Source organism: Oryzobacter telluris, assembly GCF_043099285.1.
Lineage (GTDB): Bacteria > Actinomycetota > Actinomycetes > Actinomycetales > Dermatophilaceae > Oryzobacter > Oryzobacter telluris.
On the sequence record NZ_CP170723.1, the window covers coordinates 2,446,572 to 2,464,869 of the forward strand.

19 protein-coding genes are annotated in these 18,298 nt (G+C 74.1%); 4 read left to right on the plus strand and 15 right to left on the minus strand.

Going from position 1 to position 18,298, the window contains the following annotated elements:
• Positions 1–57: 57 nt before the first annotated feature.
• Genes ACFLFB_RS11290 through ACFLFB_RS11300 form a run of 3 tightly spaced genes read right to left on the minus strand, consistent with a single transcriptional unit; the run spans position 58 to position 4,213 of the window.
• On the minus strand, positions 58–903 hold the full coding sequence (locus ACFLFB_RS11290; RefSeq protein ID WP_392542272.1) for a hypothetical protein: 846 nt from the start codon (positions 901–903) through the stop codon (positions 58–60).
• A complete protein-coding gene (locus ACFLFB_RS11295) occupies positions 900–2,204 on the minus strand; it encodes a class I SAM-dependent RNA methyltransferase (protein WP_392542273.1) in 1,305 nt (434 codons plus the stop codon). Before ACFLFB_RS11295 ends, ACFLFB_RS11290 begins: the two co-directional genes overlap by 4 nt.
• Positions 2,204–4,213 carry an APC family permease gene (locus tag ACFLFB_RS11300; RefSeq protein WP_392542274.1) on the minus strand — a complete coding sequence of 670 codons (2,010 nt, stop codon included), beginning with the start codon at positions 4,211–4,213 and terminating at the stop codon, positions 2,204–2,206. The genes ACFLFB_RS11295 and ACFLFB_RS11300 overlap by 1 nt, the downstream gene beginning before the upstream one ends.
• Before the next feature lie 89 nt (positions 4,214–4,302).
• Here ACFLFB_RS11300 and ACFLFB_RS11305 point away from each other — a divergent pair, with 89 nt between their 5' ends.
• Together ACFLFB_RS11305 and ACFLFB_RS11310 are read left to right on the plus strand one after the other, a co-directional pair.
• Positions 4,303–4,968: a potassium channel family protein gene (locus ACFLFB_RS11305; RefSeq protein ID WP_392542275.1), complete on the plus strand. Its 666-nt coding sequence runs from the start codon at positions 4,303–4,305 to the stop codon at positions 4,966–4,968.
• Between the two features lie 17 nt (positions 4,969–4,985).
• Complete coding sequence (locus ACFLFB_RS11310; protein WP_392542276.1) at positions 4,986–5,690, plus strand: potassium channel family protein; 705 nt, start codon at positions 4,986–4,988, stop codon at positions 5,688–5,690.
• A 75-nt stretch (positions 5,691–5,765) separates the two neighbouring features.
• Here the strand turns inward: ACFLFB_RS11310 and ACFLFB_RS11315 are convergent, their stop codons facing one another.
• From ACFLFB_RS11315 to ACFLFB_RS11350, 8 genes are all read right to left on the minus strand, one after another.
• Positions 5,766–6,224, minus strand: coding sequence for a methyltransferase family protein (locus tag ACFLFB_RS11315; protein WP_392542277.1), 459 nt, complete (start codon positions 6,222–6,224; stop codon positions 5,766–5,768).
• Between the two features lie 54 nt (positions 6,225–6,278).
• Positions 6,279–7,028 carry a DUF3159 domain-containing protein gene (locus ACFLFB_RS11320; protein WP_392542278.1) on the minus strand — a complete coding sequence of 250 codons (750 nt, stop codon included), beginning with the start codon at positions 7,026–7,028 and terminating at the stop codon, positions 6,279–6,281.
• Entirely contained in the window at positions 7,025–7,384 is a 360-nt protein-coding gene (locus ACFLFB_RS11325; protein WP_392542279.1) for an OB-fold nucleic acid binding domain-containing protein, read from the minus strand. The genes ACFLFB_RS11320 and ACFLFB_RS11325 overlap by 4 nt, the downstream gene beginning before the upstream one ends.
• Positions 7,384–8,121, minus strand: coding sequence for a DUF3710 domain-containing protein (locus tag ACFLFB_RS11330; RefSeq protein ID WP_392542280.1), 738 nt, complete (start codon positions 8,119–8,121; stop codon positions 7,384–7,386). Before ACFLFB_RS11330 ends, ACFLFB_RS11325 begins: the two co-directional genes overlap by 1 nt.
• Positions 8,122–8,164: 43 nt before the next feature.
• A complete protein-coding gene (dut, locus tag ACFLFB_RS11335; RefSeq protein ID WP_392542281.1) occupies positions 8,165–8,635 on the minus strand; it encodes a dUTP diphosphatase in 471 nt (156 codons plus the stop codon).
• 20 nt (positions 8,636–8,655) lie between these two features.
• Entirely contained in the window at positions 8,656–8,955 is a 300-nt protein-coding gene (locus ACFLFB_RS11340; RefSeq protein WP_392542282.1) for a DUF4193 domain-containing protein, read from the minus strand.
• 149 nt (positions 8,956–9,104) lie between these two features.
• The gene (locus ACFLFB_RS11345; RefSeq protein WP_392542283.1) at positions 9,105–9,959 is read right to left on the minus strand and encodes an inositol monophosphatase family protein; all 855 of its coding nucleotides are present in this window, start codon (positions 9,957–9,959) and stop codon (positions 9,105–9,107) included.
• Complete coding sequence (locus ACFLFB_RS11350) at positions 9,959–11,065, minus strand: ferrochelatase (protein WP_392542284.1); 1,107 nt, start codon at positions 11,063–11,065, stop codon at positions 9,959–9,961. The genes ACFLFB_RS11345 and ACFLFB_RS11350 overlap by 1 nt, the downstream gene beginning before the upstream one ends.
• Before the next feature lie 110 nt (positions 11,066–11,175).
• On the opposite strand from ACFLFB_RS11350, the gene sepH reads away from it, so the two are divergent.
• Positions 11,176–12,321, plus strand: a complete 1,146-nt coding sequence (gene sepH / locus ACFLFB_RS11355) for a septation protein SepH (protein ID WP_392542285.1) — start codon at positions 11,176–11,178, stop codon at positions 12,319–12,321.
• An 11-nt stretch (positions 12,322–12,332) separates the two neighbouring features.
• On the opposite strand, the gene ACFLFB_RS11360 is transcribed toward sepH, so the two are convergent.
• The 4 genes from ACFLFB_RS11360 to ACFLFB_RS11375 all read right to left on the minus strand — a co-directional run bounded on the left by ACFLFB_RS11360 (position 12,333) and on the right by ACFLFB_RS11375 (position 17,600).
• Entirely contained in the window at positions 12,333–13,010 is a 678-nt protein-coding gene (locus tag ACFLFB_RS11360) for a thymidine kinase (RefSeq protein WP_392542286.1), read from the minus strand.
• An 11-nt stretch (positions 13,011–13,021) separates the two neighbouring features.
• On the minus strand, positions 13,022–14,179 hold the full coding sequence (locus ACFLFB_RS11365; protein WP_392542287.1) for an alkaline phosphatase family protein: 1,158 nt from the start codon (positions 14,177–14,179) through the stop codon (positions 13,022–13,024).
• Between the two features lie 2 nt (positions 14,180–14,181).
• On the minus strand, positions 14,182–14,772 hold the full coding sequence (locus ACFLFB_RS11370) for a DUF5998 family protein (protein WP_392542288.1): 591 nt from the start codon (positions 14,770–14,772) through the stop codon (positions 14,182–14,184).
• A gap of 161 nt (positions 14,773–14,933) precedes the next feature.
• Positions 14,934–17,600, minus strand: coding sequence for a GNAT family N-acetyltransferase (locus tag ACFLFB_RS11375; RefSeq protein WP_392542289.1), 2,667 nt, complete (start codon positions 17,598–17,600; stop codon positions 14,934–14,936).
• A 53-nt stretch (positions 17,601–17,653) separates the two neighbouring features.
• On the opposite strand from ACFLFB_RS11375, the gene ACFLFB_RS11380 reads away from it, so the two are divergent.
• Complete coding sequence (locus tag ACFLFB_RS11380) at positions 17,654–18,283, plus strand: nitroreductase family protein (protein WP_392542290.1); 630 nt, start codon at positions 17,654–17,656, stop codon at positions 18,281–18,283.
• Positions 18,284–18,298 lie beyond the last annotated feature (15 nt).

The following is an 18,298-nucleotide window of genomic DNA, read 5'->3' on the forward strand; positions in this document are numbered from 1 at the left end:
CTATGCCGGAGGGTGTCGCGCCGCGAGGGCCGTGCGTCGGGACTCCTGCCGCGAGGGTCAGGCCCGCGTCATCCGGTAGTGCAGCCGCAGGGCGCGCAGCGGGCCGAGCCGCAGGTGGTGGTCGGTGCGCAGGGTGCCCTCGTCGTCGACGAAGACGACGAACCGCTCGTGCACCGGGGCGCGCGCCGCGTGGGGCCGACCCGCCGCGTCGAGGACGAGGACGTACGCGCCCGGCGCCCCGAACAACCCGGGCCCGGAGTCGAGGACGAGGGCCCCGTCCTCGCGCGCGGTGGGCGCGAGGAACACCTGCACGTTGCCCTGTTCCAGCGGGAACGCCACGTGCACGCACGGGGAGGGATGGCCGGGCACGGCGACGCTGCGGTACGCCCCGCTGAACAGGACGTCGTCGGTGGCCCGGAGCCGGCGCAGCCAGCCGGCCCACACCTGCTCCCCCGCGGCGTCGAGCACCGGCAGGACCCGGCTGTCGATGCCGCGCGAGACGTCGAGCGGGCGCACCGGGATGGCCAGCTGCTGCACGCGCCGACCGAACGCCCACGCGATGAGCGACCCGCCCGGCGCGGCGACGGGCGACCACTGCGACCACGCGTCCATCCGCCAGCCGGCGGTGTGCTCGTAGAAGTCGCGCACGAGCGGGTGCAGGGAGGCGGCGGTGAAGCCCGGCCCGTCGAGGGCGGCGAGGTCGGGCAGCAGCCCGGCCGCGGCGTCGTCACGGACGACGCTGCCACCCGCACGGTGTGCGGCGGCGTCGAGCCACCCGTCGCCGACCGGGCCGGCGGTGTGCACCGGCGCGTCGAGCCAGGGGTGGCCGACGAGGTCGACCGGTCGCCCCACGGCGCGCCAGAAGCGCCGGGTGGCGAGGTCGACCTGGGACCAGCCGCTCATCCGGCCCTGAAGGTCGCGACGCACTCGACGTGGTGCGTCATCGGGAAGGCGTCGAAGGCGCGCACCCGGTCCAGGCGGTACCCGGCCTCGGCGAGGATGGCGGTGTCGCGCGCCAGGGCGGCCGGGTCGCAGGCCACGTAGGCGATGGCGCGGGGGCGCAGCCGGGCGACCTCGGCGCAGATCGCCTTCCCGGCGCCGGTGCGCGGCGGGTCGAGGACGACGACGTCGGCGCTGGGCGGCAGCAGGGGTGAGCGGGCGGCGCGGCGGGGTGCCGACGAGCGCCGGCCCGTGCCCCGCCGGGACGGCCGGGCCACCCCGAACGCGTCGTCGACCCGGGCGGTGACGACCGCGACCTGCGGCTGGTCGGCGAGGTTGGCGCGGGCGTGCTCGGTGGCTGAGGGGTCCGACTCCACCGCCACGACCTGGCCGGTGGGACCGACGGCCTCGGCGAGCGCCGAGGCGAACAGGCCGACGCCGCAGTAGAGGTCGAGGGCCCGCTCCCCCGGGCGGACGTCGAGCTCGCCCATGACGGCGGCGAGGAAGGTGGCGGCCGCACCGGGGTGGACCTGCCAGAAGCCGCGGGCGTCCACGGCGAACTCGCGGTCGAAGGTGACGGTCGTTCCGTCGGCGCCGGACCACGAGGTGGTGACGCGTTCGCGCACGACGGGGCCGGAGCCGTCCTCGGGCACCCGGACCGCGACCGGCTCCCCCAGCGACGGGGCGACGGCGTCGACGGCCTCGAGACCGGACCAGGGGTGCTCGGTGACCTCGAGGCGGTCGACCCCCGGGGCGGCGATGCGGCAGTGGTCGACCGGGACGACGGCGTGCGAGCGGTGGCGGCGCAGGCCGGCGCGCCCCGCGTCGTCGACGGCGAACTCCACCCGGGACCGCCAGTCGAGCCCGGCGTCGTCACCCGGGACGGGCTCGACCTCGACGTCGACCTCCAGGTGGGCGAGCCGCGCGAGCTGCTCGCGGACCACGCCCGCCTTGAGCGCCCGCTGGGCCGTCAGCGACACGTGCTGGAGGTCGCAGCCACCGCACTTCCCGGGGCCAGCCCACGGGCACGGCGGGACGACCCGGTCCGGGGAGGCCACGACGACGTCGACGGCGTCGGCGCGCAGGAACCGTTCTCCCGCACCGGCGGACGTCACGTGGGCGCGTACCCGCTCCCCCGGCAGGGCGTGCCGCACGAAGAGGACCTGGCCCTCGTGCCGCGCGATGGCGTGGCCGCCGTGGGCGAAGGCCGTGACGTCGACCTCGACCTCCGCGCCGACCTCGAGCCCTCCGGTGGGTCCCGTCATCAGTGGTCGCCGCGGCGGACGTCGCCCACCACGGGCCCGTCGAGCCGCTCCTCGACGCCCTCGGCCGACGCGAGCTGCCAGGGGACCGAGGACACCATGACGCCCGGCGTGAAGAGCAGGCGGCCCTTGAGCCGCAGCGCGCTCTGGTTGTGCAGCACCTGCTCCCACCAGTGGCCCAGGACGTACTCGGGGATGTAGACGACGATGAGGTCGCGCGGGTTGCCCGAGCGGATCGACTTGACGTAGTCGACGATCGGCCGGGTGATCTCGCGGTAGGGGCTGTCGAGGGCCTTGAGCGGCACCGGGATGTCGCGGCGGTCCCACTCGGCCTGCAGGCTCTTGGTCTCGTCCGGGTCGACGTCGACGGTGAGCGCCTCGAGGATGGAGGGCCGCGTCGCCCGCGCGTAGGCCAGGGCCCGCAGGGTCGGCTTGTGCACCTTGGACACCAGGACGATGGCGTGGACCCGCGAGGGCAGCAGCTGCTGCTTGGTGTCGGCCTCGTCGACCCGCAGCTCGTCGCGGACCCGGTCGTAGTGGCGCCGGATCCGCATCATCAGGACGAACAGGACGGCCATCGCGGCGATGGCGTAGCCGGCGCCGTGGGTGAACTTCGTGGCGAGGACGACGAGGAGGACGGTGCCCGACATCGTGGCGCCGAGGGCGTTGATGGCCCGGCTGCGCATCATCCGGGCGCGGGCCGCGGGTGAGCGCTCGAGGCGCAGGTGCCGGTTCCAGTGCCGGACCATGCCGATCTGGCTCAGCGTGAACGACACGAAGACCCCGACGATGTACAGCTGGATCAGCCGGGTGACCTCGGCGTCGTACAGGACCACGAGGCCGGCGGCGGCCGCCGCGAGGATGATGATGCCGTTGGAGTAGGCGAGCCGGTCGCCGCGGGTGTGCAGCTGGCGGGGCAGGAACCCGTCGCGGGCGAGGATCGAGCCGAGCACGGGGAAGCCGTTGAACGCGGTGTTGGCCGCGAGCACGAGGATGAGGCCGGTGGTCACCGACACGAGGAGGATGCCGGGCTCGAACCCCGAGAACACCGCCTTGGAGACCTGCCCCATCACCGTGTCCTGCACGTAGGTGTCACCGACGGGGACGCCGTCGCGGAGCAGCTGCGTGGACGGGTCCTCGGCGAAGTGGATGTTGGTCCACCGGGCCAGGGTGACCATCGACACGAGCATCGTGATCGACATCGCGCCCATGAGGACCAGGGTGGTCGCGGCGTTGCGGCTCTTCGGCTTGCGGAACGCGGGGACGCCGTTGCTGATCGCCTCGACCCCGGTGAGCGCGGCACAGCCGGAGGAGAACGCGCGCAGGAGGAGGAAGACGAGCGCGAAGCCGGTGACCGTCTCGTAGCCCGGCTCCGGTGCCAGCTCGAGGCCCGCGCTCTCGGCGAGCGGGAGGTCGCCGGTGACCTGTCGGTACAGGCCGAACAGGGCCATCCCGATGATCGCCACCATGAACAGGTACACGGGGATGGCGAAGGCCGCCCCCGACTCGCGGACCCCGCGCAGGTTCATCGCGGTCAGCAGGACGATGATCGCGACGGCGATGACCGCCTCGCGACCCCTGACGAACCCGAAGGCGGAGGCCGCGTTCTGGACACCCGAGGAGACCGACACCGCCACGGTGAGGACGTAGTCGACGAGGAGCGCACTGCCCACCGTGAGACCGGCTTTGGGCCCGAGGTTGACGCTCGCCACCTCGTAGTCACCACCGCCGGAGGGGTAGGCGTGCACGTTCTGCCGGTAGCTGAGGATGACGACGACCATCACCGCGACGACCGCGAGGGCGATCTTCCACGAGCTCGTGAGGGCGAGCGCCCCGCCGGCGAGGCCGAGGGTCAGCAGGATCTCGTCGGGGGCGTAGGCCACCGACGACAGCGCGTCGCTGGCGAAGACCGGGAGCGCGACGCGCTTGGGCAGGAGGGTCTCGTGGAGCTTGTCGCTGCGCATCGCGCGACCGAGCAGGACGCGCTTGACGAGACGACCGGAGGAAGGCACGACAGACACTGTAGGGCGGGTCGGGGTTCGATCCGGTCCCGTCCCGGACACGCTCTCAGGGTCGGGTCCGCCCGTGTACCGTCGGGACCGTGCACTTCGTCATCATGGGCTGCGGCCGTGTCGGCGCCTCTCTCGCGCGGGCCATCGAGCGCGCCGGCCACGAGGTCGCCGTCATCGACCAGGAGGAGTCCGCCTTCCGGCGGCTCGGGACCGGCTTCGAGGGCCGCACCGTCACCGGGGTCGGCTTCGACCGCAACACCCTGCGGGCGGCCGGTATCGACCAGGCCTACGCCTTCGCGGCGGTCTCGAGCGGTGACAACTCCAACATCCTCGCGGCGCGCGTCGCGCGCGAGAAGTACGGCGTGGAGAACGTCGTGGCCCGCATCTACGACCCGGGCCGTGCCGAGATCTACCAGCGCCTGGGCATCCCCACCGTCGCCACGGTGAAGTGGACGAGCGACCAGATGCTGCGCCGCCTGCTCCCCCAGGGCCACGTCCCCGAGTTCACCGACCCGTCGGGCAAGGTCGTCATCGCCGAGATGCCGGTGTCCCGCACCTGGGTCGGCCGCCGCCTGTCCGACGTCGAGGAGGCCACCGGTGGCCGGCTCGCGTACGTCACGCGGCTCGGCGACGGGTTCCTCCCCGGGCGCGAGACCGTGTACCAGGAGGGCGACCTCCTGCACATCGCGCTGCGGCGCGAGGACCTCGCCACCGCCGAGCGCGTCCTCGACAGCCCTCCCCCGTCGACCGACTGACCTGAAAGGCCCCCTACATGCGCGTCGTCATCGCCGGAGCCGGGAGCGTCGGGCGCTCGATCGCCCGTGAGCTGCTGCGCAACGGCCACCACGTGCTGCTCATCGACCGCGACGCCGACGCCGAGCGCGTCGCCAAGGTCCCGGACGCGAGCTGGCTGCAGGCCGACGCGTGCGAGATCGACTCGCTGTCGGAGGCCGGCCTGGCCGACTGCGACGTCGTCGTCGCCGCCACCGGTGACGACAAGGTCAACCTCGTGCTCTCGCTGCTCGCCAAGACCGAGTTCGGCGTGCCGCGCACCGTCGCCCGCGTGAACAACCCGAAGAACGAGTGGATGTTCGACGAGGCCTGGGGCGTCGACGTCGCCGTCTCCACCCCGCGCCTGATGACGGCCCTGGTCGAGGAGGCCGTGAGCGTCGGTGACCTCGTGCGCATCTTCGAGTTCCAGCAGGGCAAGGCGATGATGGTCGAGATGACCCTGCCCGTGGGCAGCCCGTACGCCGGCGCCCGGGTGGGCGACGTGCCGTTCCCGGGCAACACGGTGCTCACCGGCATCATCCGCGAGGGCCACCCGATCGCGCCGAGCCGCGACGACGCCCTCGAGCCGCTCGACGAGCTCCTCTTCATCACCACGCCCGAGGTCGAGGCCGACCTCGAGTCGCTCCTCTCCCCCGGCCAGCGGCACAAGCGCGAGACCGACGACGAGGACGACGACGACCTCTGAGCGACAGGCTCACTCAGTGGTGCGGGAAACCGCCGCCAGGACCCCGGTTTCCCGCACCGGTGATCCGCACGGGGCTCAGAGCCAGCGGCGGACCCTCGCCGCGTAGTCGGTGTACTCGGCGCCGAACTTCTCGGTGAGGTAGCGCTCCTCGGGGAGGATGGCGCCCCAGAGCAGCGCGGCCACCCCCACCGGCACGAGCAGCAGCGCCCAGAACGAGTGGGCCAGCAGCGCGATGGCGACGTCGAGCGCCACGAGGCCGAGGTACAGCGGGTTGCGGCTGAGCCGGAACGGGCCCGCCTGCAGGACGAGGGCTGTCGCCTCGCCCGGCAGGATCGCCGTGCGGTTCCTCGCCATGACCGCGAGGGTCCACCCGTTCCAGAGGACGAACGCGGCGGCCAGGGCCCAGCCGAACCGGCTGGTCACCGCGCCGCCGACCGCGACGGGGTCACCGAGGCTGGCGCTGAGGACGAGGCCCACGGTCAGCGGCACGCCCAGGGCCACGGGCGGCCAGATCCGGAACGACGGAGCATCCACGGGCGCCATGGTGGCCCGGCCCCACACCGTGCGACAAGCGTCGAGGCGCGTGGGTCAGTCGTGGACGGCGTCGTCGCGGCGGGGGTGGACGCCCTGGTCGTCGGCCTCGTGGTGCCCGCCGGCACCGGGTCCGGCGTCGGGCTCGAGCGGAGTGTGGCCGGCGAGCAGCATCCAGCCCATGACGGCGATGGCCCCGACCCACAGGGGCCAGCCGAGCAGGATCTTCGCGGCACCGAGCCAGGTGACCTCGGCGGCGAGGTAGAGCGGCACCATGATCGCGATGCGGATGAGGTAGGTCGCCACGAGCACCCAGGTGAGGCGCGTGCAGACCCGGACCATGCCGCGGTCACGGCGCCAGGCGAAGGGGTCCTCGGCCGCGCGCGGGTCGCCGGCGCCGACGAGGAAGCCCACCGCGGGCCACCGGGCGAGGATCGACACGAGCGTCGCCACGAGGAAGCCGGCGTTGGTGAGGATGCCGGGGAGGAAGGCGTCCTCGGCCCGTCCCGAGCGGACCGCGAAGAACGCGGCGATGGCCGTGGCGAACACGGCCCCGAACACGTGCTGCAGCGAAGACCGCTGTGCCACACGGATTCCCGCGAGTGCAAGGGCGATGACGATGGCCGCCCCGGCGGCCAGGGTGACGTCACGGCGCCACGTGTACAGCGCGACGAACGCGATCGTGGGGAGCGCCGTCTCGACCGAGCCGCGCCAGCCACCGAGGGCGGTGGACAACCGGTGCCGGATGAGGGCCTCGACCGTCTCGGCCGTGGCGTCCGCGGCGCTGCGGGCGGCGGGCACCGTCACGGGCTGGGGACGATCTCGTACGCCGGGTTGAAGATCGTCGGTACGCCCCGGACCTCGGCCACCCGGCCGCGGGCGCGCAGGAAGGTGCCGGGCTCGATGCCCGCGATGCTGCGGCGCCCGATCCACACGAGGTTCACCGACCCCTTGCCGTCCCAGACCTCGGCCACGAGGGCGGGGACGCTGCGGCGCGGCGGGAGCGTGACGGTGCGGACCGTGCCGCAGACACAGGCGGCGTGGCGGGGCGCGAGGGCGGTGAGGTCGTCGCCGCCCTCGGTGAGCGACTGCTCCTGGAGGACCTCGGCCTGGTGCTCGGCCGGGGTCATCGTGAGGTCGCGCAGCCGCTCCCGCAGGCCCATCACCGCACCTCGGTGATCTCGGGGCCGCGCTCGAACGGGTCGAGGGAGGGGGTCTCGTCGACCTCGGCCTCGGCGTCGGTCTCGGCGGCGTCCTGCGGCAGGCTCAGCGCGAGCAGCTCGCGCGGCGCCATGGCCTCGGTGCCGCGCACGACCACGGCCGCGCGCAGGACGTCGAGGAGCGGGCCGGCCGCGGCCTCGTCGATGGCCGCGCGGCCGGACAGCACGCCGCGCAGGAACCAGCGGGGGCCGTCGACGCCGACGAAGGTCGCCGGGGCGAACACGGTGCGCCCGTCGGGACCGGCCGACGGCATCCGGGTGCGGAGTTCGGTGCCGAGGCCGCCGGGGTGCTCCTCGACGGTGCCGCCCTGCGACTCGACGGCCGCGGCGATCTCGCCCCGGATGTCGTCCCAGAGGCCGCCCGAGCGGGGGGCCGCGAAGGCCTGCAGCTGCAGTGCCGAGTCGCCGAGTACGGCGGTGGCGGCGTTGACCTGCTGGGTGTCCTGGTCGAGCTCGAGGCGCAGCTCCATGCCCTGGACGCCGCGGACCCACAGCGCGCCGAGGTCGACGCGGCCGTCGCGGCCCTCGACCTCGGTGACGTCCCACGGTCCGTCGGTGCGCACGTCGACGGCGGGGGCGTCGTCCTGCGAGGTCTCGGTGGTGTCGGCGTCGAGCGCCTCGCCGGGGGGCTCGGTGGCCTCGGCGGGGTCGACGTCCTTCTTCCGCTTGAAGATGCTCACTGCGCAGTCGTCCTCGGGTGTGGTCTCGTGGTGCGGCGGGTCGTCACCGCGGGGTCGGCGTGCCGAAGCCGCCGGTGGACCCGTGCCCAGTCTCCCCCCGGGCGCTGTCCGGAAGCGAATCCGTGGCGGTGAAGTCGGCGTGGAGGTAGTGCTGGACCACGAGCTGGGCGATCCGGTCGCCGACCCGCACCGTGAACGGCTCGTGGGGGTCGAGGTTGACGAGGTTGACCAGCACCTCCCCGCGGTAGCCGGAGTCGACGGTGCCAGGGGCGTTGACGATGGTCACGCCGTGCCGGGCCGCGAGGCCGGACCGCGGGTGCACGAGGCCGATCGTCCCGGGCGGGAGGGCGAGCGCCACCCCCGTGGGGACGAGCGCCCGCTCCCCGGGCTGCAGCGTCACGTCGGCGACGCTGGTGAGGTCGGCCCCGGCGTCACCGTCGGTGCTGTACCGGGGCAGGCTCGCCTGCGGGTGCAGCAGCCGGACGGCGACGGGGGTGTGGTCGGGTGCGCTCACGGGTGCGGGGGCGTCGCCGGTCAGGCGGCGCACTCCCGGCACACCAGGACGCCGGCCTTCTCGCTCGCCAGCTGGCTGCGGTGGTGCACGAGGAAGCACCGGGAGCACGTGAACTCGTCGGCCTGCCGGGGCAGGACGCGCACGGAGAGCTCCTCACCGGACAGGTCCGCACCGGGCAGCTCGAAGCCCTCGGCCTGCTCGGTCTCGTCGACGTCGACGCTGGAGGCGCGCTTGTCGACGCGGCGGTTCTTGAGCTCCTCGATGGAGTCCTCGGACAGCTCGTCGTCGGTCTTGCGCGGCGCGTCGTAGTCGGTCGCCATTACTGATGTCCACCCTTCGTCGTGTCGTTCGGCCCTGACAACGCATGGATGCCCGCGTTTGTGCCCGGGCACCGATCTAGGCGCGGCGATTGTGCACCATCGGGCCGGGGCGCGCCACGCCGGGTCCAGCCGCTGGCCCCCGGATCCCGTCAGTGGCGGGCGGTGACGTGCCGGGCCGTGAGGTCGCGGACCATCGCGGCGAAGGCCGCGGCGATGCCCGGGGCGGCTCCCCAGGTGAGCTCACCGGTGGCCGTCGCGTCGTCCGGGCCGCCGACGAGCGCCCCGGCCTCGCGGGCCACGAGCTCGCCCGCAGCGCGGTCCCAGGCGTTGAGCCCGGTCTCGTAGTAGGCGTCGAGCCGACCCGCGGCCAGGCTGCAGAGGTCGAGGGCGGCGCTGCCCTGCCGGCGGATGTCGCGGACCCGAGGGAGCAGCTCGGCCACCGCGGCCCCCTGCCCCGCCCTGACCTGCGCGTCGTAGCCGAAGCCGGTGCCGACGAGCGTCACGGCGAGGTCGCTGACGTCGGTGACCTGCAGGCGGCGGCTGCCGGACGCGGTGGTGAGCCACGCCCCTCCACCGCGGTGCGCGTGGAAGAGTTCGTCGGCCACGGGCGAGAGGACCGCACCCGCGACCGACTCCCACGCACCGGGCGTCGTGGGGTCGCCGAGAACCGCGGCGAGCGAGACGGCGTAGGCCGGGACGTCGTAGAGGTAGTTGACCGTGCCGTCGATGGGGTCGACGACCCAGGTGATGCCGCTGGTCCCGGCCCGCCCGCCCTCCTCCTCACCGAGCACGGCGTCATCGGGGCGCAGCTCGGCGAGCAGGCGCAGGACGAGCTCCTGGCTGCGCTGGTCCATGACGGTGACCGGGTCGGTGTCGCTCGACTTGGAGGCGACGCGCAGGTCGGCGGGGCGCTCGTCGACGACGAGGCGGCCCGCCTCGCGCACGACACGGCAGGCGACGTCCTCGAGGGCGGCGGGGTCGAGGTCGTGGGGCCCGGCGGGCATCAGTCGCTGCCGCACAGGGCCGGGCGCGCCGCGCGCAGGTTCGGGCAGCAGCCGGGGGCGCACACCGAGGGGCGCACGTCGCCGGGGAGCCAGGTCTCCGGCACGACGAGCTCGCCGCGCGCCTCTGCGGCCCGTTCGAGCAGGAGGTCGACCAGGCCCTCGACGAAGCCCTCGTCGGTGTCGGGGGTGGCGACGCGGACGAACGGGACGCCCACCCGCTGCGCCGTCTCGGCGGCCTCGGTGTCGAGGTCGTGGACGACCTCCATGTGGTCGGAGACGAAGCCGATGGGGGCGCACACGACGGTGGTGCCGCCCTGGGCCGCGAGCTCCTCGATGCGGTCGTTGACGTCGGGCTCGAGCCAGGGCTGGCTGGGCGGCCCGGAGCGGGAGCAGAAGACGAGCTCGCCCTCGACCTCAAGGCCGAGGGCGGCGTTGAGCTCGTCGGTGAGCCGTCGGGCTAGCCGCACGTGCTGGTCGGCGTAGAGGTTGCCCTCGCCGTCGCCGGGGCCGGAGGTGTCGTCCATGGCGTCCGGGATGGAGTGGGTGACGTAGAGGACGTGGGCGCTCGACGGGTCCTCGAGGGCGCCGACGGAGGCGACCAGTGCCCGCAGCCACGCCTTCCCCACGCTCGGGTGGACGACGTAGGGGCGGACCTTGTCGACGACCAGGCCGTCGGCGGCCGGGCCGACCTCCTCGACGGCCGCCGCGAGGTCCTCGCGGTACTGGCGGCAGGAGGAGTACGACGAGTACGCGCTGGTGAGGACGGTGACGACCCGGGTTGCCCCGAGGTCGAGCGCCTCGTGGACGGCCTGCGCGAAGAACGGCTCGGAGTTGCGGTTGCCCCACACCACCGGGACCTCGATGCCGCGGCGGGCCAGCTCGGCGCGCAGGCGGGCCAGCAGGTCGCGGTTGAGGTCGTTGATCGGGCTGCGACCCCCGCGGACGACATAGTGCTCGGCGACGGCGGCGAGGCGCTCGTCGGGGATGCCGCGGCCCGCGGTGACGCGGCGCAGGAAGGGCATCACCTCGTCGGGCCCCTCGGGTCCGCCGAACGAGCCGAGGAGGACGACGTCGTAGGGCGCGAGGGCGGTGGTGGCATCGGTCATGTGGCCAGCCTAGAAGGGCAATCGGACGGCCCTCGGCGTGGGCTGCGTCGTGCGGGCCTGCGGGAGTGGCATCGTCTCCTCCTGACGACGAGCTACTCCGGGAGCGCGACATGCACGACCTTCGCCTGATCGGCGTCCACGAGGACGGCCAGCACCTCCTGCTCGCCGACGCCGATGGGGGCCGCTACCGACTGACCCTCGACGAGGCCCTGCGGGCCGCCGCCCGACGCGACCGGCCACGGTTGGGCCAGCTCCAGATCGAGATCGAGGGCGGGCTGCGTCCCCGCGAGGTGCAGACCCTCATCCGTCGCGGCCTGTCCGCGCAGGAGGTCGCCGACCGTGCGGGGTGGACGCTCGAGAAGGTGCGTCGCTTCGAGGGCCCGGTGCTCGCCGAGCGCGAGCACGTGGCCCGGGTCGCCCAGCAGTGCGCCGTCGGCAGCCGCGGCTCCTCCCCCGTCACCCTCGCCGAGCGCGTGTCCGACCGGCTCAAGGACCGCGGCGTCGACCGCAGCGACATCGAGTGGGACTCCTCGCGCGACGAGGAGGGCACCTGGTCGCTGACGATGACCTTCGCCGCCGGCGGTCGCCAGCGCACCGCCGTCTGGCGCTACGAGCCGCTCGGCGGCTCGGTCTCCCCCACCAACGACGAGGCCCGCTGGCTCAGCGAGGAGCAGGCGGCCGGCGGCATCCCCACGCCCCACACCGCGCCGGCCACGGTCGACCACGACGTCTACGACATCGAGGCCGACGGCGGGGTCGGTCGCTCGAGCCGGGCCCGGGCTCCCCACGAGCCGATCGACCTCATGGCCGCGATGCGCGAGCACAGCACCCGCGGGCGGCGCGGCCGTGGCCGTCGGCCCTCGCCGGCGCACACCCCGGGTGAGGACGCGCCGCGGCACGACGCCCTCCCCCTCGACGAGCTCGCGTTCGACCCGTCCGACGCCCCGGCTCCCCCGGCGGCGCGCGGGCGCAACCCGCTGTCGGCGCACCTGGACTCCCCCACCGACAGCGACGAGCTGGTGGGCGGCTTCCCCGAGGACGACCTCGTCGAGGACGCGTCCGACGACGGTCCCGAGGACGGCGACACCCCGAGCATCGCCCCGGCGGTGGCACCCGCGGCCGTGGCGTCCTCCGATGACGACGAGGACGACGCCGCCGACGTGGCGGCACCCGCCCGTCGGCCCGCACCCTCGCGCAAGGGCCGGCCGAGCGTGCCGAGCTGGGACGACATCGTCTTCGGCACCAAGGGCTCCTGAGCCCGAGCTCGTCAGGCGGGTGGGGGCACCGGGCAGACGTCGAGGTCGAAGGGCAGCACGTCCGGCGACACCGCGGCGGCACGGGCGGCGTGGCTGTTCATCCGCCGCATGTAGTGCCGGCGGCAGAGCACCTCGTACTCCACGAGCCCGGCCCGCGCCTCGGCCGTGTCACCGACGACCACCTGCTCGCCCTCGACGACCATGACGCCGTCGACGATGCGCGCGTTGTGCGTCGCCTTGCGGCCGCACCAGCACAGCGCCTCGACCTGGAGCAGCTGCACGCGGTCGGCGAGCTCGATGAGGCGGCGCGACCCGGGGAAGAGCTCGGTGCGGAAGTCGGCGGTGATGCCGAAGGCCGTGACGTCGATGCCCATCTCGTCGACGATCCGGGCCAGCTGCTCGACCTGCGCGGGCGTGTAGAACTGGGCCTCGTCGCAGATGAGGTAGTCCACGCGCGACCCGCTCGTGAGGCGCTCGACGATCTCGTCCCAGAAGTCGAGCTCGTCGTCGACCTCGATGGCGGGCGTCGAGAGCCCGAGCCGCGAGGACAGGACCGAGTCGCCCATCCGGTCGAGCTTGGTGAAGATCAGGCCCTGCCGACCACGCACGCTGTTGTTGTGGTCCATCTGGAGGGCCAACGTGGACTTGCCACAGTCCATCGTGCCCGAGAAGAAGACCAGGTCCGCCACGAGGGGAGAGCCTAGGCGACGTCGGCGGCGTCGACGTGCACGACCGGCACCGCCACCTCGTCGGCGCTCAGCGACCCGTGCAGGCCGATGAGGGCGAGGAGCTCGGGACGGGCGCGCCGGGAGTCGGCGACGGCGAAGGTCCCGTGGGTGACGACGACGAGGTCGCCGATGCGCGGGAGGTTCTCTGGGTGGACGACGCCGAACCAGCCGGCCGCCACCGCCTCCTCACGGGTGGCCACGCGGGCGCGGTCGCCGAGGACCTCGGCCCAGGCCGCCCGGACGTCTTCGGTCGCCCCCGGCTCGGTCCACACCTGCGGCGCCCGGAACTCCACCGAGACGTGGCGCGCCCCCGTGGACAGCCGGGAGTCGTCGGCGACGTCGACGCGGTCGTGGAGCGGGACGTCGACCATCCCGTGGTCGGCCGTGATCGTGAGCGAGCAGTCGCGCGGGAGGGAGGCCGCGAGCCGGGCGAGCTCGCGGTCGACGGCCTCCAGCTCGTCACCCCACTGCCAGGAGTCGCAGCCGAAGACGTGGCCGACCTTGTCGAGGTCGCCCCAGTAGAGGTGCACGAGCGCCCGCGGGGTGGCCCGCACGGCCGCGAGGGTGGCGTCGACCCGCTTGGCCAGCGAGTCGGCGGCGACGAACCGACCGCCGCGCAGGGCCGCGTTCGTCAGGCCGGAGCCGTCGAAGAACGCCGGGCCGAGCCGGGTGACCGGGACGCCCGCGCGGTCGACCCGCTCGAAGACCGTCTCGTGCGGCTGCCAGCGGAACGGGTCGGGACCGTCCTCCCACGACAGCTCGTTGAGCAGGCGGTCCTCCCCCGGGACGAGCACCTCGTACCCGACCATGCCGTGCTGGCCGGCGGCCAGGCCGGTGCCGAAGGTGCCCATCGACGTGGCCGTGGTCGAGGGGAAGCCCGCGGGGACGCGTCGCGTCGAGGCCAGCAGCGACCGGAGGAAGGGGGCGTGCCCCGCGCGCCGGACGAGCAGGTCGTGGCCCAGCCCGTCGACGAGCACCGTGACGGCGCGTCGGGTGGGGGCGAGCTCGATGCGGGGGGTCGGACGGTCCGCCGGCGTGGGGACGCCGAGCGACACGGCGACCGCCGGGAGGACGTCGGCGAGCGCCGGCCCGTCACCGTCGAGGGGGTGGCCGACGTCTGCGGCAGCCACCCTCAGCCCTGGCCGATGGCGGCCGAGAGGTCGCGCGCGAACGACAGCGCCCGCTGCAGGGCGTCCTCACCGTCGGCAGCGGCCGAGATGCGCAGCGCGATGTCGTCGCCGGTGATGGTGCCCTCGTAGCCGTGGTCGGCGTCGCAGTCGGGGTCGGCGCACGCGGCCGGCACGAGGTCGAGGCGCGCCACGGTGCCCCAGCCGAGGGTGAGGCTGAGCTCACGGCCGAGGCTGCCGGGCACGTAGGTCGAGGGGTTCTCCACGACGTGGGTGAGCATGACCCCGCGCACCGCCGACAGCGGGATCGACTCGGTCGTGGCCGTGGCGACGTCCTGCGGGGCCGGCGGCTCGTCGGCGTGGTCGTCGGCGTGCGCGATGAGCAGGCGCGAGGGGGTGAGGACCAGCACGGTGATGTGCCGCCGCACGACGTCGCGGTCGAACGTGGTCTCGAGGTGCACGAGGTGGTTGGCGATGGGTTCCCCCACGAGCGCGGCGGCGACGACGTCGGCGACGAGCGCCGGGTAGTAGCCCGCGCGCACGATGGCGTCGGTCAGCTCGACCGGCAGGGTGGGGGCGTCGGAGGGACTGCTCATCCCCCCATTCTGCCCCGATCCCCCGGTGTGTCGCGTCCGTCGCCCCGAGCCGCCCTCGCGTCGCCTCCCCCTTCCGCTCCACCGCGTGCTACCGCCTGGTACGTGGGGTGATCACCCCACGTACCAGGCGGTAGGACGCGACAGAGGGGGCAACGGAGGGTTCAGGTGAGGGAGCGGCGGCCGGGGTCGGCCCGGCGGGGGGCGGGGGCCAGGACGATCTCGGCGCCGAGGACCTCGACCCCGCCGGGGTGGGCGTTGACCGGGTTGAGCACGAGCGAGGCCACCTCGGGCAGGTCGTCGGCGAGCACCGACACCCGGGCGATGAGGTCGGACAGGGCCGCCCGGTGCACCGGCGCCGAGCCGCGGTGGCCGTGGAGCACGGGCGCGGCCTTCACCGACGAGATGAGCTCGGAGACCGTGACGTCCGTGAGCGGCGGGATGCGGTAGGCGATGTCGCCGAGCAGCTCGGTGGGCAGCCCCGCCACCGAGAAGCCGATCACCGGCCCGAAGAGCGGGTCCTCGTCGGAGGTGACGACGCACGGGACGCCCGGGGTCGCCATCCGCTGGACGACGAGCCGGTCGGCGTCGAGCGGCGCGAGGCGGTCGGTGAGCGAGGACCAGGCCCCCCGCAGCGCCGCCTCGTCGCGCAGGTCGACCCGCAGCCCGCCGACCCCGCCCTGGTGGCGGAGCATCGGGGCGGTGGACTTCAGGACGACCGGGTAGCCGACGTCCTCAGCGGCCTGGACGGCCTCGTCCACCGACCGGGCCTCGCGCTTGGTCCACACGTCGATCCCGTAGGCCGCGAGCAGGGCGTGCGCCTCGTCCTCGCCGAGGCGGCGTCCCTTGGGGTCGACCGACAGCACCGTCTCGACGACGTCCTCGGCGATCCGTCGGTTGATGCCGGGGGGCGCGAGCGGGGTGCCGCGGTCGCGGGCCCGCCACTGCCCGTAGCGGGTGGCCGAGGCCAGTGCGCGCACGGCGTCCTCGGGCATCGCGTAGACCGGGATGGCGCGGGTGGAGCCCCCCGTGCCGGTGACGGTGGAGTGCCCGTCGTCGACCCCGCGCATGCCGAGGAAGGTGGCGGCCACGGGCTTGGTCGACTCGGCCGCGGCGTCGCGCACGGCGGCTGCGACGTCGGCGTCACCCGTGACCAGCGGCGGGATGAAGCAGGTGAGGACGGAGTCGACGCGCGGGTCGTCGAACGCCGCCCGCAGCGCCGTGCGGAACTCCTCGGCGGTCGCCTCGCTCGGCAGGTCGACCGGGCCGTGCGTGACGGTGAGCTCCCAGCTGGTGCACGCGTCGGCGGTGAGCGTGCCCAGGGCCGCCGAGTTCGACACGATGGCGACGCGGTCACCCGCGGGCAGCGGCTGGTGGGTGACGAGCTGGGCGACGTCGAAGAGCTGGTGCACGTTCTCGACCCGGATGACGCCGGCCTGCTTGAGCATCGCCGAGAACACCTCGGGCCGGGCCTTGGTGGGACGCACCCGGTGCCCCGGGGGCACGCCGAACCGGCTGACCCCCGACTTCACGACGATGACCGGCTTGATGAGCGCGAGGTTGCGGGCGATGCGCGAGAACTTGCGCGGGTTGCCCATCGACTCGAGGTAGAGGCCGACCGCGTCGGTGGAGTCGTCGTCGATCCAGTACTGCATGAAGTCGTTGCCCGACACGTCGACCCGGTTGCCGGCGGAGCCGAACGTGGAGATGCCGAGGTTGCGCCTCGCGGCCGAGGCGAGCACGGCGATGCCGAGCGCCCCCGACTGCGAGAACAGGCCGAAGCGACCCTGCGGCGGGACCACCGGCGCGAGCGAGGCGTTGAGACGAACACCGGTGTCGTTGTTGATGATCCCGAACGAGTTGGGCCCCACGACGCGCATCCCGGCGCCCCGCGCCCGGCGCACGAGCTCGGCCTGGAGGTGGGCGCCGTCCTTGCCCTGCTCGGCGAACCCGGACGACACGACCAGCAGCGCCTTGACCCCGGCCTCGGCGCACTCGTCGACGACCTCGAGCACCGCGTGGGCGGGCACCGCGATGACGGCGAGGTCGACCTGCTCGGGGATCGCCCCGACCGACGGGTAGGCCTTGCGCCGCCGCAGAGTGCGCACGTTGGGGTTGACCGGGTGGACCTTTCCGGTGAACCCGGCGTCGACGATCCGCTCGAGGACCTGGGTCCCGATCGCCTCACGGCGGCGGCTGGCGCCGACCACGGCGATGACCGACGGCGCGAGCAGCGCGCGCAGGCTCGACGCCTCGGCCCGGTGCTCGCGGGACATCTCGACGGCGCGCGAGCGGTCGGTGGGCTCGATGTCGAAGCCCACCTCCACGACGCCGTCCTCGACGTGCCGGGCCACCTCGTACCCCGCGTCGGCGAAGACGGCGAGCATCTTGCGGTTCTGCGGCAGCACCTCGGCGGTGAACCGGCTGATCCCCATGTCGCGCGCGATCGCCGCCAGGTGCTCCAGCAGCACCGACCCGATGCCCTTGCCCTGGTAGTGGTCGCTGATGTTGAACGCGACCTCGGCGCTGCGGGAGTCGATGCGGTCGTAGCGCCCGATGCCGATGATCTCCTCGCGCATCGTCACGACGAGCGCGACCCGGTCGACGTAGTCGACGTGGGTGAAGCGGTGCACGTCGGAGTCGCTGAGCCGGCGCAGCGGCGCGAAGAACCGCAGGTAGATCGACTCGTCGGACTGCGCGGCGTGGAACCGGTGGACCAGGGAGGCGTCGGACGGGCGGATCGGGCGCACCCGCGCCACGGTCCCGTCACGGAGGACGACGTCGGCCTCCCACTCGGCGCGGTAGCCGGGAGGGAGCTCCTCGTCGTCCATGGGCCCATCGTGCCACCCCGGTCCCCGACACCCCGGACCGGCAGACTGGCCCCGTGGAGCTGCGAGACACCGTCCGTCGACGGCGCATGGTGCGCCGCTTCGACCCCGCCCGACCCGTGCCGGCCGAGGTCGTCGACGACCTCGTCGCCCTGGCGGTGAGGGCCCCCAGCGCCGGCTTCAGCCAGGGCTGGGACTTCCTCGTCCTCCTCGACGAGGCCGACCGCCGTGCCTTCTGGGACGCCTCCGACGACGGCCGCCCGGCCGACGCGTGGCGCCGCGGTGTCGAGGCCGCCCCGGCCCTCGTCCTGTGCCTGTCCCACCCGGACGCGTACCTCGACCGCTACGCCCTCCCCGACAAGGGCTGGACGGACCGCTCCCCCGACCGCTGGCCGGTCCCCTACTGGGACACCGACACGGCCATGGCGGCCATGGTCCTGCTGCTCGGCGCCGAGGACGCGGGCCTCGGCGCGCTGTTCTTCGGCGTCCCGGGCGAGCACCACGACGCGGTCCGGGGGGCCCTCGACATCCCCGACGACCGCCGCGTCGTCGGGGTCGTCGCGCTGGGCCACGAGGCCGAACGGGTGGGCGGGTCCTCGCGGACCCGGCGGCGCCGGCCGCTCGCCGACGTCCTCCACCACGGGCGGTTCGGAGTGTCGCGTCGGCGGGCCGAGCCCAGTTTGTGAGGATGGTGCTGACCC

Excerpts from the sequence above, each read along its gene's own strand:
- ACFLFB_RS11325 (WP_392542279.1), bottom strand. The coding sequence starts at position 7,384 with ATGGGCCTGCGGGAGCGGCTGCGCGACCTCACGATGACCCCGGCCGAG.
- ACFLFB_RS11340 (WP_392542282.1), bottom strand. The coding sequence starts at position 8,955 with ATGGCGACCGACTACGACGCGCCGCGCAAGACCGACGACGAGCTGTCC.
- ACFLFB_RS11295 (WP_392542273.1), bottom strand. The coding sequence starts at position 2,204 with ATGACGGGACCCACCGGAGGGCTCGAGGTCGGCGCGGAGGTCGAGGTC.
- ACFLFB_RS11375 (WP_392542289.1), bottom strand. The coding sequence starts at position 17,600 with ATGGACGACGAGGAGCTCCCTCCCGGCTACCGCGCCGAGTGGGAGGCC.
- ACFLFB_RS11370 (WP_392542288.1), bottom strand. The coding sequence starts at position 14,772 with ATGAGCAGTCCCTCCGACGCCCCCACCCTGCCGGTCGAGCTGACCGAC.
- ACFLFB_RS11350 (WP_392542284.1), bottom strand. The coding sequence starts at position 11,065 with ATGACCGATGCCACCACCGCCCTCGCGCCCTACGACGTCGTCCTCCTC.
- ACFLFB_RS11290 (WP_392542272.1), bottom strand. The coding sequence starts at position 903 with ATGAGCGGCTGGTCCCAGGTCGACCTCGCCACCCGGCGCTTCTGGCGC.
- ACFLFB_RS11310 (WP_392542276.1), top strand. The coding sequence starts at position 4,986 with ATGCGCGTCGTCATCGCCGGAGCCGGGAGCGTCGGGCGCTCGATCGCC.
- ACFLFB_RS11345 (WP_392542283.1), bottom strand. The coding sequence starts at position 9,959 with ATGCCCGCCGGGCCCCACGACCTCGACCCCGCCGCCCTCGAGGACGTC.
- sepH (WP_392542285.1), top strand. The coding sequence starts at position 11,176 with ATGCACGACCTTCGCCTGATCGGCGTCCACGAGGACGGCCAGCACCTC.